The 15000-nt window shown below is 52.1% G+C and carries 13 protein-coding genes, 1 tRNA gene and 1 riboswitch; all 14 genes read right to left on the reverse strand.

Going from position 1 to position 15000, the window contains the following annotated elements; translation table 11 throughout:
- Nucleotides 1-6: 6 nt before the first annotated feature.
- The 14 genes from P157_RS0109250 to fusA all read right to left on the reverse strand — a co-directional run bounded on the left by P157_RS0109250 (nt 7) and on the right by fusA (nt 14966).
- Nucleotides 7-1008, reverse strand: coding sequence for a nucleoid-associated protein (locus tag P157_RS0109250; protein ID WP_026760750.1), 1002 nt, complete (start codon nt 1006-1008; stop codon nt 7-9).
- Nucleotides 995-1705, reverse strand: a complete 711-nt coding sequence (locus tag P157_RS0109255; protein ID WP_026760751.1) for a hypothetical protein — start codon at nt 1703-1705, stop codon at nt 995-997. The genes P157_RS0109250 and P157_RS0109255 overlap by 14 nt, the downstream gene beginning before the upstream one ends.
- A 68-nt stretch (nt 1706-1773) precedes the next feature.
- A tRNA-Lys gene (locus tag P157_RS0109260) sits at nt 1774-1849 on the reverse strand.
- Between the two features lie 88 nt (nt 1850-1937).
- Nucleotides 1938-2726: a helix-turn-helix domain-containing protein gene (locus P157_RS15280; protein WP_074812673.1), complete on the reverse strand. Its 789-nt coding sequence runs from the start codon at nt 2724-2726 to the stop codon at nt 1938-1940.
- A 264-nt stretch (nt 2727-2990) separates the two neighbouring features.
- Nucleotides 2991-3869: an Hsp33 family molecular chaperone HslO gene (gene hslO / locus P157_RS0109270; RefSeq protein ID WP_026760753.1), complete on the reverse strand. Its 879-nt coding sequence runs from the start codon at nt 3867-3869 to the stop codon at nt 2991-2993.
- Between the two features lie 52 nt (nt 3870-3921).
- Nucleotides 3922-4482 (reverse strand): phosphodiesterase, encoded by a 561-nt coding sequence (gene yfcE, locus P157_RS0109275; RefSeq protein WP_026760754.1) that lies wholly within the window; start codon nt 4480-4482, stop codon nt 3922-3924.
- 33 nt (nt 4483-4515) lie between these two features.
- Nucleotides 4516-4983 carry a 6,7-dimethyl-8-ribityllumazine synthase gene (gene ribE / locus P157_RS0109280; protein ID WP_014424133.1) on the reverse strand — a complete coding sequence of 156 codons (468 nt, stop codon included), beginning with the start codon at nt 4981-4983 and terminating at the stop codon, nt 4516-4518.
- Nucleotides 4984-5008: 25 nt separating this feature from the next.
- Nucleotides 5009-6220 carry a bifunctional 3,4-dihydroxy-2-butanone-4-phosphate synthase/GTP cyclohydrolase II gene (locus tag P157_RS0109285; protein ID WP_026760755.1) on the reverse strand — a complete coding sequence of 404 codons (1212 nt, stop codon included), beginning with the start codon at nt 6218-6220 and terminating at the stop codon, nt 5009-5011.
- A 16-nt stretch (nt 6221-6236) separates the two neighbouring features.
- Nucleotides 6237-6875: a riboflavin synthase gene (locus tag P157_RS0109290; RefSeq protein WP_026760756.1), complete on the reverse strand. Its 639-nt coding sequence runs from the start codon at nt 6873-6875 to the stop codon at nt 6237-6239.
- 4 nt (nt 6876-6879) lie between these two features.
- A complete protein-coding gene (gene ribD, locus P157_RS0109295) occupies nt 6880-7989 on the reverse strand; it encodes a bifunctional diaminohydroxyphosphoribosylaminopyrimidine deaminase/5-amino-6-(5-phosphoribosylamino)uracil reductase RibD (protein ID WP_026760757.1) in 1110 nt (369 codons plus the stop codon).
- Between the two features lie 113 nt (nt 7990-8102).
- Nucleotides 8103-8227: riboswitch (FMN riboswitch) on the reverse strand.
- Between the two features lie 41 nt (nt 8228-8268).
- Entirely contained in the window at nt 8269-9579 is a 1311-nt protein-coding gene (locus P157_RS0109300; protein ID WP_026760758.1) for a histidine-type phosphatase, read from the reverse strand.
- A 122-nt stretch (nt 9580-9701) separates the two neighbouring features.
- Nucleotides 9702-11324 carry a DUF4127 family protein gene (locus P157_RS0109305; RefSeq protein ID WP_230578470.1) on the reverse strand — a complete coding sequence of 541 codons (1623 nt, stop codon included), beginning with the start codon at nt 11322-11324 and terminating at the stop codon, nt 9702-9704.
- An 11-nt stretch (nt 11325-11335) separates the two neighbouring features.
- On the reverse strand, nt 11336-12823 hold the full coding sequence (locus P157_RS0109310) for an FAD-dependent oxidoreductase (protein ID WP_051598574.1): 1488 nt from the start codon (nt 12821-12823) through the stop codon (nt 11336-11338).
- Between the two features lie 73 nt (nt 12824-12896).
- Nucleotides 12897-14966, reverse strand: a complete 2070-nt coding sequence (fusA, locus tag P157_RS0109315; RefSeq protein ID WP_026760761.1) for an elongation factor G — start codon at nt 14964-14966, stop codon at nt 12897-12899.
- Between the last annotated feature and the right edge of the window lie 34 nt (nt 14967-15000).

The following is a 15000-nucleotide window of genomic DNA, read 5'->3' on the forward strand; positions in this document are numbered from 1 at the left end:
CTCCTATCAGCCACGGTTTACAATGTTGCCAATATGCTTGAGCATAATCGACAGTGTCCCATCTTCATTGTTATGGAACTCCATGAACTCCGTGTTGTCAAAATACTCCGAAGGAATCGTCAGCTCAATGCCCGTATCGGTCTTGAGCTTATGCTTGCACATCTTCTTGATGGTGGCTTCCTGGTCCATCTTCACGGGCTCGGTAAAGCCCGCCTCCTTGATGGCATTGTCAAAATCTGCCTGCATGGATGGATTTTCCTTGAAGATTTCCTTGCCGGCCTCCACCAAATCCAGCTCGTCGGTATTCTGCATGTTTTCCGTTACATAGCTCTTGACCGCAGCTTCCGTGGCCACTTTGTCCTGCCCATAAGCCTCGGCTACTTTCGCCGCCGTCTTGCTGAGGTTCTTGATGGCCTCCTTCGGCGAAGGGGTCAGGCTGCATTCCAGGAGGATTTCGGGGAATACCAGAATGCTGTTGCCGTCAATGGTGTATTTTTTCGCCGTGACCGAGATTTCCTTGCTTTCCGTATCGATAAAGGCAAATTCCTCCATCTTCTGCGAGAGGTTCGGCATAATCGAATAATGATTGATGATTTCGTTCTTGATGCCCGCTTCCGTCTGATTCACCTGATGGGTGTAGCCGATATGGCTATTGGACTTAAAAATCACAATCTGCCGCCGGTCGTTAATGCGTACATCGGCCACAATCACATCACTCGAAGCCATTTCCTCGGCATGGACGAAAGCATCTTCGAGTTTCTTGGTGAGTTCTTTCGAGAACGGCACAAAGCTCATTTCACCGCTCAGATATTCCTTGATGAGCTGGGCGCAATGGCTGTCGTCATAAAAAGCACCCGGCTTGGCATCCTGACTGCCCCAGGATTTTTCGATATGTTTGAGCAGGAAGGTTTCAATACTGTCCTGCACCGTGAGTTCTTCATCCGAATACACCGTCATGCCGGAGTTGAAATCGAGTATATGTAAAATCGCTTTATCAATTATTACCATAATGCACCTGATCTTTCTGTTCTACTGCCCATTTTCTAACCTGCTGCAGGCGGGCGGGCATGCGGCTGCTCAGTTTTTCTTCCAGCTCCCGCAGGTCACTGGAGTCAAAGTCGTAATTTACATCAGGGATATTCCAAATCCGCGCCTCGGAGAAGAATTCATCCCGGTAGATATTGTAGTAAACCGTAAAACTGCTGGCTAGTGTAAAATCCACATAATCAATGACGATATAGGAACCATTGTTGATTTTGACGGGTTCGGCCGGACGGATAAAGAGTTCAAAGCCTTCATTCTCTGCCGGCAAGTCAAGACCATACTGCCACTCCGGCAGGTTGAGTCCCTTGACAATACTGCTGAGGGTGGCCGGATTAAACTGCGCCATATCCTGGAGCACCTGTTCAAACTGTGTAACCAAAAGCTCCTCAAATACGGGAAGCTTCGCCGTGATAAACTCAATGCGGGCGAACTCAATCAGGCCGATTTTCAGCCGCACCTTGTACTCATGGGTTTCCTCATGGAAGTAGACGATGGCACTCTTATGCCAATCCTCGTTGACATAGGCATACAAATCATATTTATCCTTGCCGATGACCGGCTCCCGCCGCAGCTTGAATCCATGCCATTCCTCCGGCAGATTGGCCATATATTCCCAGCCGTCGGTTTCCTCTTTTATCTTAGCAATGGTATCTTCTTTCATCTTCGTCCCTCATTGCCTATAATACAAGAAAAGCTCCCAGGCAGCGCCTAAGAGCTTGTAAAATCAAATGGTGACCCACCACGGAATCGAACCGTGAACCTACTGATTAAGAGTCAGTTGCTCTGCCAGTTGAGCTAGTGAGTCATGCGCCCTGTTCTCAAGGACATGTACTATAATAACACCAACATTCCCTTGCGTCAAGGACTTTTTTATTTTTTTTCTAAAACTTAACTTAGATAAAACTCTGCACCGCATTCTCCATCAAACAGCAGTGAAAGATTTCCGTGCGGTTGGACACGTTCATCTTTTTGGCGATGGACGAGATATGCTTCTTTACCGTGGTTTCAGCGCAGAACAGTTTGTCGGCAATCTGCTGATTGGTCATGCCCCGACAGATAAGGCCGGTAATCTGACGCTCGCGGTCGGTGAGGCCGAAGCGTTCCGTCAGCACTTTCTTGGCATAACGCCCCTTATCGTTCTGGGGATGGAATTCATACATCTTCCGGGTAACCAGCGGTTCCAACAAGCGCAGGCGGAAGAGTTCCTTCTCCTGGAAATTACCGCTTTCTTCCTGACGCAGCAGCCAGAACTTGCCTAAGAGCAGGTCATTATGCACCAAGAAAATCTTGCAGGCATAACTCATGCCCCATTCGTCATGAATCATGCGACCGATTTCAGTATTGGATAAAAATTCTTCGCTAAACATATCGGAGTCGCGAAAAATAAAGGATTTATTCTGCCACTCCATGGATGTATAAGCGCTGGATTTGTGAGCCAGTTCTGCCGCTCGGAAAATTTCGGTAACAGTGGGGACAAACTTAGCCTGGGGATGGGCTAAGGGTTCGAGACAGTCCTTGTGGTTGGGGTTATTCTTCACTACGTAGGAAACACCACAGTCAAACGGAGCAATCTCACTTAAAACTTCGAACACAATATGCCGGAAATCTTCAACGGAAGCAGTCATAATACGGGTCAGTCCCGTTGACATCTGCCAGCATTCCTGTTCATTCAGTTGCAGCATACATTCCTGCCTTTCTTGGGGATTCGTTATTAACACACAAATACCATAACACACATCTGCCTCATTATACACTAAAAAAGCAGGCCATACAAGACCTGCTTTTTCTAAATATAATTCCTTTACCTGCAAAGCTTCCCCACTCTTGAAGGTATTTGTGTGTCATCACTTCCCCAAGTGACAAAAATTATTATACGCGGGGCGAGTGGTGACTACAATGCTCCAAAGGTAGAAACTTTGCAAGCAGCTACTACCAAAGTAGTAGTCTTAGCGAACTTTATCGGCAGCTGCTGCCAGTTCCTGCAGCTCCTCACCGGTAAATTCATACTTCTCATTGCAGAAATGACAGGAAACTTCCGCCTTGCCATCGGCAACCAGGCTGTCCAAGTCCTCCTTGCCCAGACTGATGAGCACGTTAAAGAGCATTTCCTTGGAGCAATGGCACTTGAAGGCCAAATCCGTTTCCGACATATAGTTGATGTCAAAGCCCTGCAGCATTTCGGCAATGATGTCCTTGGCAGAATACCCCTTCTCCACCATATGCGAAACGGAATTCACCTTCTGCAGATTGGCTTCGAGCTTCGAGATACATTCTTCCGTAGCATCCGGCAGCGGCTGGATGAAGAAGCCGCCCGCACCAATGCACTTAAACTCCGGATTCACCAGCACGCCCAGACCGATACTCGACGGCGTCTGCTCGGAGACATAGAGGTACTTCGTCAGGTCATCGGCGATTTCGCCATCGGTGATTTCACAGCTGCCCGTAATCGGATTTCTAAGACCCGTAAAGCGGGTCACGGACACGGTACCATTCGTGCCGACACCGCCGCCCACATCAATCTTGCCCTTGTCATTGAGCGGCAGATTCACATGGGGATTGCCCACATAACCGCGCACATAACCTTCCGGCGTGGCGTCAGCTGTCACAATGCCCAAAGGGCCGCCGCCGTTAAACTTCACCGTCAGCGCTTCCTTGTTCTTGAGGTTGGCGGCGAGTAAAAGTGCCCCCGTCATCGTGCGGCCAAGGGCTGCTGCTGCCACCGGATAGCAGTCATGGCGGCGGATCGCCTCATTTACTAAATCCGTAGTCACGGCCGCATAAATGCGTACACCATCGGCCGTGGCTTTTACTAAATGGTCTTTCATTACATCTTTCCTCTCAAAGATAAAGGCCCTCCCCTGCGGGAAGGCCTGCTTGTCAATCAAACGTATAAGTTGCCAGAACTTCGTCCGTATCAATATCATAAATCGAAATCGTCTTTTTGTCCAGCACCGCAAAGGTATTGCGCTTGTCCTCCCGCTTGGAAAGAGCCGCCGAACCTGGATTCAAAAAGACGGTATTGCCCCGCTTTTCGAGCACCGTAGTATGGATATGACCGCTGATAAAGAGGTCGGCCTTTAAGTGTGCCGCCAGTTTATCCTTCTCGTCATCCGTCATCACGGCGTCACCATGGGTCACGATAATGCGCAGTCCCTCGGCCACCACATAGGCATAAGGTGCTTCAATGGGCAGTTCCAGACAGCTGGCATCCACGGAAGAATCGCAGTTGCCCTTGGCAATGATGACCGGCACCGGGCAATTGTTGATTTTTTCCACAAGGCCAGCTGGATTATAATCCGCCTTCATCGGATTGCGCGGCCCATGATAGAGCACATCCCCGGCATGAAGAATCATATCCGCATCATGGAACTGCTTGTCAAAAGCTGCCTGCCATGCACCCTCATGGCCATGCGTATCGCTGATAATGCCAATTTTCATTTGCTTTCAGCCCTCCTAAATACTTAGCAATACTTAGCCGATTTTCTTCAGCAGGTTTGCCATTTCCATAGCAGCCATAGCGGCATCCGTACCCTTGTTGCCAGCCTTCGTGCCTGCGCGTTCCACAGCCTGCTCGATATTTTCCGTGGTCACCACGCCGAAGATGGTCGGTACCCCCGTCTGCATGCCAACCTGGGCAACACCCTTGGAAACTTCGTTGCAGACATAGTCATAATGGGTCGTCGAACCACGGATAACGGCACCCAGCGCGATAACGGCATCATACTTGCCGGATTCGGCCATCTTCTTGGCCACCACGGGAATCTCAAATGCGCCCGGAACCCAGGCTACATCAATATCCTCGTCCTTAGCTTCGTGACGATGCAGGGCATCCAGCGCGCCGCCTAAGAGCTTGCTCGTAATGAATTCGTTAAAGCGGGCTACTACGATACCCACTTTCATATCTTTTGCGGTAATAAAACCTTCAATAACATTAGCCATTGTCATTTCCTCCCAAAATCATAAATTATTTTAAGGTGTCATCATTTAAGAGATGGCCCATCTTCGTCTTTTTGATGGTCAGATACTTCTTGTCGAACTTGTTGGCATGAATCATCAGCGGCACGCGCTCCGTGATGGTCAGGCCATAACCTTCAAGACCTGCACGCTTAGCCGGATTGTTGGTCATCAGGCGAATGCTCGTAAGGCCCAAATCCGCAAGAATCTGTGCGCCGATACCGTAATCGCGCAGGTCGGGGGCAAAGCCCAGCTCCACATTGGCCTCTACCGTATCGCGGCCATTGTCCTGCAGGGCATAGGCGCGCATTTTGTTGGCCAGGCCAATGCCGCGGCCTTCCTGGCGCATATAGAGCACTACACCTTCGCCGGCTGCTTCAATCTTCTGCAGAGCCGCCTGCAGCTGGTCGCCGCAGTCACAGCGCAGGGAGCCAAGGGCATCGCCCGTCAGACATTCGGAATGCACACGCACAAGCACATCCTTCTTGCCTTCCACATCGCCCTTGACGATAGCCAGATGGCACTTGCCATCGAGCTTGCTTTCGTAGGACTTAATGCGGAAATGGCCGAACTTGCTTGGGAAATCCACATCTGCCACCTTCTGTACGAAGGATTCCGTACGCTTGCGGTATTCAATCAGAGCCTTAACCGTAATCATATGGAGATTGTGTTCCTTGGCGAACTCAATGAGCTTCGGCGTGCGCATCATATGACCGTCATCGTCCATGATTTCGCAACAAAGGCCTGCGGGATAGAAACCGGCCAGACGCGCCAAATCCGTGGTCGTTTCCGTATGACCGGCACGGCGCAGTACGCCGCCCTCTACCGAACGCAGCGGGAATACATGGCCCGGACGGCGGAAGCTCGATGCTTTAGCCTTGGGGTCTAAAAGTTTTTTGATGGTCTGGCAGCGCTCATAAGCGGAAATACCCGTTTCCGTATCAAAAGCGTCAATGGATACAGTGAAAGCCGTCTCATGGTTATCCGTATTGTTAACCACCATCTGACCGATATTGAGCTCATCGAGACGCTTGCCGTCAATCGGCGTGCAGATAAGGCCTTTGGCATAGGTAGCCATGAAATTGACATCTTCCGGCGTAACCGTAGCCGCAGCGACAATCAAATCGCCTTCGTTTTCGCGGTCTTCATCATCGACCACCACAACCATCTTGCCGTTCTTTATATCTTCGATTGCCTGTTCAACCGTTGCAAAATCTGACATATTAAAATCTCCTTAATTAAAATCCATTTTCCCTGAGAAAATCCAGGGTTAACGTGCTCTGGGACTGCTGCGGTTCACGCTGGCCTTGCAGCATCTTTTCCACATACTTGCCCAGCACATCCGTTTCGATATTGATGGGACTGCCCGTCTTTTTACTGCCGAGATTCGTGACCTCCCGCGTATGGGGAATCAGGCTGACGGTAAAATCGCTGTCCGTCACCTTGGCCACCGTCAGGCTGATGCCATCCAATGCCACAGAGCCTTTCTCGACGATATAGTGTAAAAGCTCCGGCCCCGCGCTGATGGTCATGAGTATCGCATTGCCTTCATCAGCAAATTTGACAATTTCGCCGGTACCGTCAATATGGCCGCTGACGATATGACCGCCCAAACGGCTGGCCAGTGTCAACGCCCGTTCCAGATTCACAGGACTGCCCTTTTTGAGTTCGGCCAGTGATGTGCGGCGCACCGTTTCCGGCATCACATCTGCTGTGAAACCTGACTTGTCAAAATGCGTGACCGTCAGACATACACCGTTGACCGCAATGCTGTCGCCCAAATGCACATCCTCGATTACCTTGGCGCAGTTAATGACGAGATTGCCACCGCCGATACGGGCGACCTGCCCCACTTCTTCAATTATGCCTGTAAACAATCCCTCACCGCCCTTTTACATAACCGGTCAATAAAATATCCTGGCCGATAGTTTCTACCGTGGTGCGTTCAAGCTCTACCGCCTCCGTAAGTTCGGCAAAGCCTTCGCCTTCCACCGGCGTCAGCGCCTCGCGCCCGCCAATCAGCTTGGGGGCGATAAAGGCATGCACTTTATCCACCAGCCCGGCCTTCAGCAGGGAAAAGTTCACGGTGCCGCCGCCTTCCACATAGACAGAGGATATTTCCATCGCGCCGAGCTTTTCCATGAGAATTGACAAGTCAACTTTTGACATGTCAGATTTTGACTTGTCAAATGCTTCGATAACCTCAGCACCGGCTTCCCGCAGGGCAACAATCCGGTGCACGGGCGCCTGGCCGGATACGGCGATAATCGTCCGCGCCTGGCCATCGGTAATGACCTTGGCTGTCAGCGGTGTTCTGGCTTGACTGTCCACCACAATCCGCACCGGATTTTTCCCGGCGCCATCCGGCAGTCGGGTCGTAAGACTTGGGTCATCTGCCAGTACTGTGCCGATTCCCACCAGAATACTGTCGTAGATATCCCGGAATTCATGGCCGCGCCTGCGGGCGGCTTCGCCTGTAATCCACTGGGACTTCCCTGTGGCTGTGGCAATCTTGCCGTCCAGACTCATGGCGGTTTTCAGCACCACAAAGGGCCGTTTCGTGGTAATCCATTTCAGGAACACCTCGTTGAGCTCGCGGGCTTCTTCTTCCAGCACGCCGCAGCGCACTTCGATACCCGCCTGCTCCAAAATGGCAATGCCCTTGCCTGCCACCTTGGGATTCGGGTCCTCCATGGCGATGACACAGCGCTTGATGCCCGCCTTGACCACTGCCTCGGCACAAGGGCCGGTGCGTCCATGATGTGAACAGGGCTCCAAGGTCACATAGAGTGTAGCGCCACTAGCTAAATCCCCCGCCATATTCAGGGCGTGGATTTCCGCGTGGGGAGTGCCCGCCTTGCGGTGCCAGCCGGCACCGACGATGCGCCCTTCCCGCACAATCACGGCCCCGACTAAGGGGTTGGGTGACGTGCGGCCCGTGGCATTGCGGGCGAGATTTAGCGCCACCCGCATAAAATCTTCATCTTGCAAATTCCTCACCTCAATTACTAAAAACTAAGGTTTGTGAATGAGACTTAGATGATAAGAAAACCAAAAACCACCGCGAAGATTTCCTTCGCGGTGGCTGTCAATGCATGCAAATAACATGCCTTTTCTCATCCCGACTATACGGTCGGCTTCGGAATTTCACCGAATCGTGCCCTAGAAGAAATAAGGGCTTGCGGGCTATACCGCCGGTGGGGAACTGCCCCCCGCCTCAAAGACAAATCTCTGTCCATTATGATAGCATAAATAGGACAAAAAAGCAAATCAAGCTGCCTTCTGTACGGCATTATCCTGAGGCAATTTGTCATACGCAGCAATAGCCTGCTGGAAACGCTGCTGAACATCCTTCAACAAGTACAGGCCATCGCCATTAGCCTTGAGCCCTTTCAGCTGCAAGGGGAAAACTTCCGGCGGGGTATCGAGCGTCAGTTCCGTTCTGTCACGCAGCTGTTTCGTATTCTGGTATACGAGGCTCATGGCTGCATATTCCTTGCCGTCTTTACCGGCAAATTTTTCGATAACGAGCTTGGAACCAATGGGCGTCTTTTTCTCAATGCTGTTGGGCAGGCTGTACTCTTCCACATCCAGTGCTGCCAGTACGCTGGCGATATTGGAATCGTGGCCGCAGAGGAACGTGAACTTGCGGCCCGGCTGTGCCAGTTCCTTGTTCATTTCCTGGAGCAGCGGATGTGCCACATTTACAGCTACACTCGGAGCCGTAAATAATACATCCCCATAAACATCCTTTACGCTGGCAACCTGTTCCCACTCCTTCTGGCTGAGTTTATGGCCAAAGCCAGCCTTGGTGGTGTCAGCTTCTTCATAATACTGCAGGATAAAGGCATCGCTGGCAGCGTTGGCCAGTTTCAAAGAGCCCTTCATGGCCGGTTCCTTGTTGACTTCGAGCATAATCTGCAAATCATCATTGCGGAATTTGGTGAAGCCATTTTTCTTGGCCATGGGCGAATCTTTCAAGTCCAAAGTCTTTTCCAACGTGCGGTACTGGCTGCTGAGCTGATCGTTAATGCCCTGCAGTCCCTTGGCCCCGCCCATGGCGCTGATTTCTTTCATGGCCTGGCTGCGGAACGCATCGCTGACGAAGGTCAGCTGGGGATTGAACACCGGGTCCATCTTGCTGGGCGCGAACTTATGTTCAATCTTCACGTTAGCTACCGGCAGCATGCCGCTGGAAAAATACTGTGCCGTCGCAATGGTGCGCTGCATGGAGTTGGCATAGAAACGCATTTCTCCATCTTTGGGCAGATAGTTTTCCGTCATGAGGCCATCCTTTACGAGACGCTGGCGGAAATACTGCCCCATCATGGTTTCAAGCTGACCACCCCGCAGGGATAACTCGCTGGGACCGGAGGTCCATTTGAACCACGCATGGGGTGTCAGATTCCCCAGCGCCGAACCGTTGCCGGACAGCGGCGAGCGGATATTATGGCGGCTGAGTACCACCATTTCTTTTAATTGATAGTTGTCCTGAAAATTAGCGGGCCGTTCTGCCTGTACGACACTGGACAAAGTCAGCATGGATAAGCAAATCGCAGCTGCCATCTTCTTTAATTTCATCTTGAATCCCCCTACAAAAAGTTTTACTTGTTTCATTCGACATCTCTGATTATAGGCTTAACAGTAAGAGGAAACAATCCTTATTTTGGGCAAATCATCCATGATTTTGAAGTGGCAGGTATTTATTTCTGCAATGTCTTATTCCAAACAATATCGCATTCAAACATCCGCAGCCAGGGATTTTTTATGGTAAATCCCGGGGCAAGATAATTCTGCGGCAGATTCTTGGCGGCAAAGTCCTGCATGAGTTCCGTGTTTCGCTGTTCGGCGTAGCCTAATTTATCCTGCAGGCTCAAGTAGTACATGGCATTGCCGAATTTTTGAACCAGCTCGCTGCCCACAATGGTACGGACATTGGCCTGATAGGCCCAGTCATCCAAATAGCGGGTGGTGAGCAGCTGCGCCTTCCCCTGCTCCGTCATTTTAGGTGCCAGCATCCCTGTGCCCAGGGCAAAGCCCGTGGAATTGGTGGCGGTATTCCAGCCGGAATAAGCCTGCAGCTTATAGAGCAGGTTCTTTTTTCGCAGCTGTTCCATCAGAGCATTATCGGCCCCGTTGGCATACCGGATATCCGCTACACCTACAGGATAGCCCTTGGCCACGTAATCGCTGACGAGTCTGACAAAGTCTTTGGTACTTTCGTCAGGCTTCAGCTGGGGCTGAAATATACCACCATCCGGGTAGCGGTTATGGGTATCCATGGTTCTGCCCTTTTGGTCGGTATTTACCAGCAGCACAAAATCTGCCCGGGCCGGATTGGGGACTTTCAGTCCTCCGGCAATGGCAATGGCTGCATCCACGGAGGCGGAAATCTTTTCGTCGGAGAAGGACGGCACCGTATCGCCACCCTTGCCCTGGTTGTAGTCCACATAAACAAAGGGCATTTCAAAACGCATATCGTTGACTGCCCGGGACAGGAGCAGCACATTAAATTCATCAATGCCCGGCATGGACAGGAACTTTGTCTTAGGCAGATTGTTTGCCTTGGCGTAGGCCAGGATTTCCCGATTCTCCCGATGGGTTTGGCTCAAGGGGGCATTGTCATCCCGCCCCAGAATCAGATAGTCGATAACACCGTTTTGGGTGTAATCCATCAGCCTTTTGGTGGCGGCCAGATTTTTGGCCCGCCGCTGTTTCCAGTCCTGCATGTATTCCGCGGGAATGGCATCGCGGAAGGCAGCCAGCTGTTTTTCCTCTGCCTTGGAGAGCCCTTGCGTCTCCTGCTTGTCCGTCAGGCGGGAAAAATGGAAGAAATCCCAGCCGTACGTTCCGTAATAAGCCGGTTCTTCAATATTGCCTTCGTTGCCCATTATCGGCGTCCGCATCAGGGAATCGAACACATAGATATGCAGCCGGGGATTGTTTTGGCGCAGCTCGGCAAATTTTTCGACGCGCTGCATGAGGTTTTCCTCCGGCACCTCATGCTTGCGGGAGGGAATCAATCCCCCATAGAGCATGGAGTCCGAGGCAATGACGGCAGAATCGGCGGCCGCGGCGTTTTGCTGCAGCCACTGCCAGAGCTCATCAGGATGCCCCATATTGGTGGCATTGCTCAAGAGCTCCTTGGGTGGCAGCAACATTTCATAACCTGCCTGCCGCAGTACATCCACCGTCTGATGGTAAGAAATCGGCCGGTCATCATGGGGAATGAATAAAATCTTTCCTGCGGCCAAACTAACACGATTGGACAAGGCAAACAGCACAGCAAACATCACGAGAACCATGCCTGGCATTTTTAACTTCAACGTTTTTCCTCCTAGTCTTTTTTCTTGCTTACGTAGCTGCGTTTTTCCGCCGGGATATCCTCCCAGCGCACTTCGTTTACATTGGTCTTATGCTTCACGCCCCAGGCAGCAGCAATGCCTGCGGCTTCGCCAATGCTCATGCAGGTGGGCTGGATGCGCATGGAGGCCTGAAGGATGAAGCTGGCACTGATGCAGCGGCCCGCCACCAGAAGATTGGGAATCTCATTGGTCACCAGTGAGCGGTAGGGAATCTCATAGAATCCCCCCTTGGGCAGTTTTTCCGAAACCTTCTCCCCGTGGGCATCGATAAACCAGGCTGTGCGGCATACTGCATCGGGGAAGCGGCTCTGGTTGTGGTAGTCATCCTCGACCAGATAATGCTTGCCCCGGATGCGCCAGGATTCTCTGGCTCCGAGCATGGCAGCCTCACGGCTGATAAAGGCGTTTTCAAAGCCCGGCAGGTGGCGAATCAGATAGTTGGCAATATTGTGCATCATTCGGCGGCCAAAGGTAACGGCCTTGCTGTAGGATATGGGGTCGGTTGCAGAAAAACGCACGGGAATTTCCGGGCAGTTCATGCTCATGACGCCGTTCTTGCCGATAATGGTATGGGCCTGCATGTATTCTGCTTCTTCCTGGGTGAGCTCACCGCTTTCAACACCCTTGGCCATCAGCTCTTCCAGCTTATAGCGCTGTTTGCGGTGCATGGCTTCGGCAATCTCAAAGTACGGGGGCTTGGATTTGCACCAGTCCTCCTTGAGCTCAATGGCCACATGCTGATAGAGGCGCTTTACATCAATGCCGCCCATCTCAAAGCGGAAGGATAAGGGCTGGTTGTTCCCTGTCTTTTCATAGCCGCGCTCGTAGGGCACACCTGCCGAGCGCGCCAGATAGGCATCACCTGTGGCATCCACAAAGACCTTGGCCTTGATGGCTGCCAGACCGGCTATGGTCTGGACAATCAGGGCCGTTATCTTTGCTCCCTCTTTCACCGTATCAACCAGCACCGTCTGATAGAGAATATTCACCCCGGCTTCCGCACACATCTCATCATAGATAAGGGCCAATGTTTCAGGATTATGCCAGGTCTGCTGAGTGACACCGTCGAAGGGTTCAATGCCATGCTGGCGCAGGCGTTTTTTGATTTCTGCCACATAGGGGGTATCGCTGTCCGGCGCATGGGTATCCATGAAGGGATAGACACAGCCCAGTACGGCAAGCCCACCTAAGGCCGTCCCCCGCTCGATGAGCACGGTCTTGGCACCATTGCGGCCCGCGTTAATGGCCGCAGCGGTACCTGCAGGGCCGCCGCCTGCCACACAGACATCTGCCTCATAGAGCACCGGCAGTTTTTCCTGGCCAAAATTCATCGTTGCTGCTCCTTTGGCTTCAGCGGGAATGCTGCTGCCCATAACAAGGCCTGCTGCCGCCATCCCTGTCATCTTCATAAAATCCCGGCGGGAAATGGGAAGTGCAAAAGATTTTTCCTGCTTATCCATAATCTCATCCTTTCACCATAATCGTCAAGCCCCCTGCAAATTCAGGCAAAGAATCTGCAGGGGGCCGCTAAACTTATTCAGCCTTCTTGCTGCGTGCTTCGACAATCTTTACGGCTTCCCGCTCCGGTACCGGCTCATAGCGGGCAAATTCCAAGGAGTAGGAACCCCGGCCCTGGGTCAGGCTGCGCAAATCCGTGGCAAAGCGGTAAAGCTCTGCTTCGGGAATAAGGGCGGATATCTCGCTCATATCCTTGCCCTTGCTGTCAACGCCCAAGATATGAGCCCGCTTGCTGTTGAGCTTGCCCATGACATCACCCATGTAGTATTCCGGCGTAATCACGCGGATGGTATCAATGGGTTCGAGCAGAATCGGCGAAGCATCCATTACCCCCTTGCGGATGGCAATGCCTGCCGCGGTCTTGAATGCCGCTTCCGAGGAGTCTACGGAGTGATAGGAACCATCGTAGAGGTTGACCTTTACATCCACCACCGGGTAGCCTGCCATTACACCGGCAGCCAGAGCTTCTTCCGTGCCCTTTTCTACGGCAGGGATATACTGACGGGGCACGCTGCCGCCGAAGATGGTTTCGGTGAAGACATTGCCCTCACCAGCTGGCTGCGGGCTGATTTCCAGCCAGACATCACCGAACTGGCCATGGCCGCCGCTCTGTTTCTTATGACGGCCCTGCACCTGTACACTCTTGCGGATGGTTTCACGGTAAGCTACTTTGGGCTCGGAGAGCACCATTTCCGCACCGAACTTGCGCTGCAGCTGTTCAGACAGAATTTCCAAATGGACTTCGCCAATGCCTTTGACCACCGTTTCGCGTGTCTCCGGTTTCTTCTGTACTACAAGAGTCGGGTCTTCATCCTGCTGTTTGGCCAGAGCACCAAAGACCTTGTCCTCCTCGCCCTTCTTCTTGGAGGTAACGGCCATTTCCAGCATGGGTTCGGGATAGGAGATGCCTTCATACTGGATGGGATTGCTCTTGTCACAGAGAGTATCGCCGGTGCGCACCTGCTGGAGTTTTGTGGTTATTACGATATCGCCGGCCGCAACCTGATTCAGATTTGCCTGCTGCTTGCCCTGCATGGTGAACAATGTGCCGATGCGTTCTTCGCCGTTCTTGTTCACATGGAAGTAATTGGCATCGCCTTTCATCTCGCCGGACAGGACCCGGATAAAGCTCTGGCGGCCCACAAAGGGGTCCACGGTAGTCTTGAACACCTGTGCCGAGAAGGCATCTTCCGTGCGGCGCTCCTTGATTTCGCCCGTGGCGGGGTCGGTGCCAATGGAAACCTTGAAATACGGTGTGGGCATGTATTCCACCATATCGTTCATGAGCTGGCGGATGCCGATATTCTGTTTGGCCGAGGCACAGAATACGGGATAAATCTTGCCGGCCTGAATGCCTTCAATCATTGCGGCGGCTACTTCCACTTCCGTGATTTCTTCGCCTTCGATGTATTTTTCGAGCAGTTCATTGTTGAACTCTGCCACTGCTTCAATGAGTTTCTGGCGGGCGGCTTCTACTTCCCCTTGGATGTATTCGGGAACTTCATCCTTTACCACTTCATTGTCGTGGGTCACAATCTTCATGTGTAGGGACAGAAGGTCAACCACGCCCTGGAAGGCGGCTTCCTTACCGATGGGAATCTGTACGGGCACTACGCCGTCGCCGAAGCGCACCCGCAGTTCCTCCACCACGCCATCAAAGTCTGCGTGTTCCCGGTCCATCTTGTTGATTAGGAAGGCGCGGGGCAGTTCGTATTCTTCTGCATAGATAAAGGCATTTTCCGTGCCGGACTTGATGCCCGAAGAAGCGGAAATTACAATGAGCGCGCTGTCTGCAGCTGCCATGGCTCCCTTCACATCACCCACGAAGTCGGGATACCCCGGCGTGTCGATGAAGTTCAGTTTGAAATCACGCCACTCGCAAGCCACGAGTTTTGCACCAATGGTCATCTTGCGTTTGCTTTCCTCCGGGTCGTAATCCAGTGCGCTGGTGCCGTCTTCCACACTGCCCAGACGCTTCACTACACCCGTGTTGAACAAACATGCATCCAAAAGACTGGTCTTGCCTGTTTTACCATGTCCAGTTACAGCAATATTGCGGATATTGGTACTCTTGTAGTTCTTCATCGACAGTCCCTCCATTTCATTTGCTATTTTCTAT

This window comes from Selenomonas ruminantium AC2024, from assembly GCF_000687995.1.
In the GTDB taxonomy this organism is placed as follows: domain Bacteria; phylum Bacillota; class Negativicutes; order Selenomonadales; family Selenomonadaceae; genus Selenomonas_A; species Selenomonas_A ruminantium_B.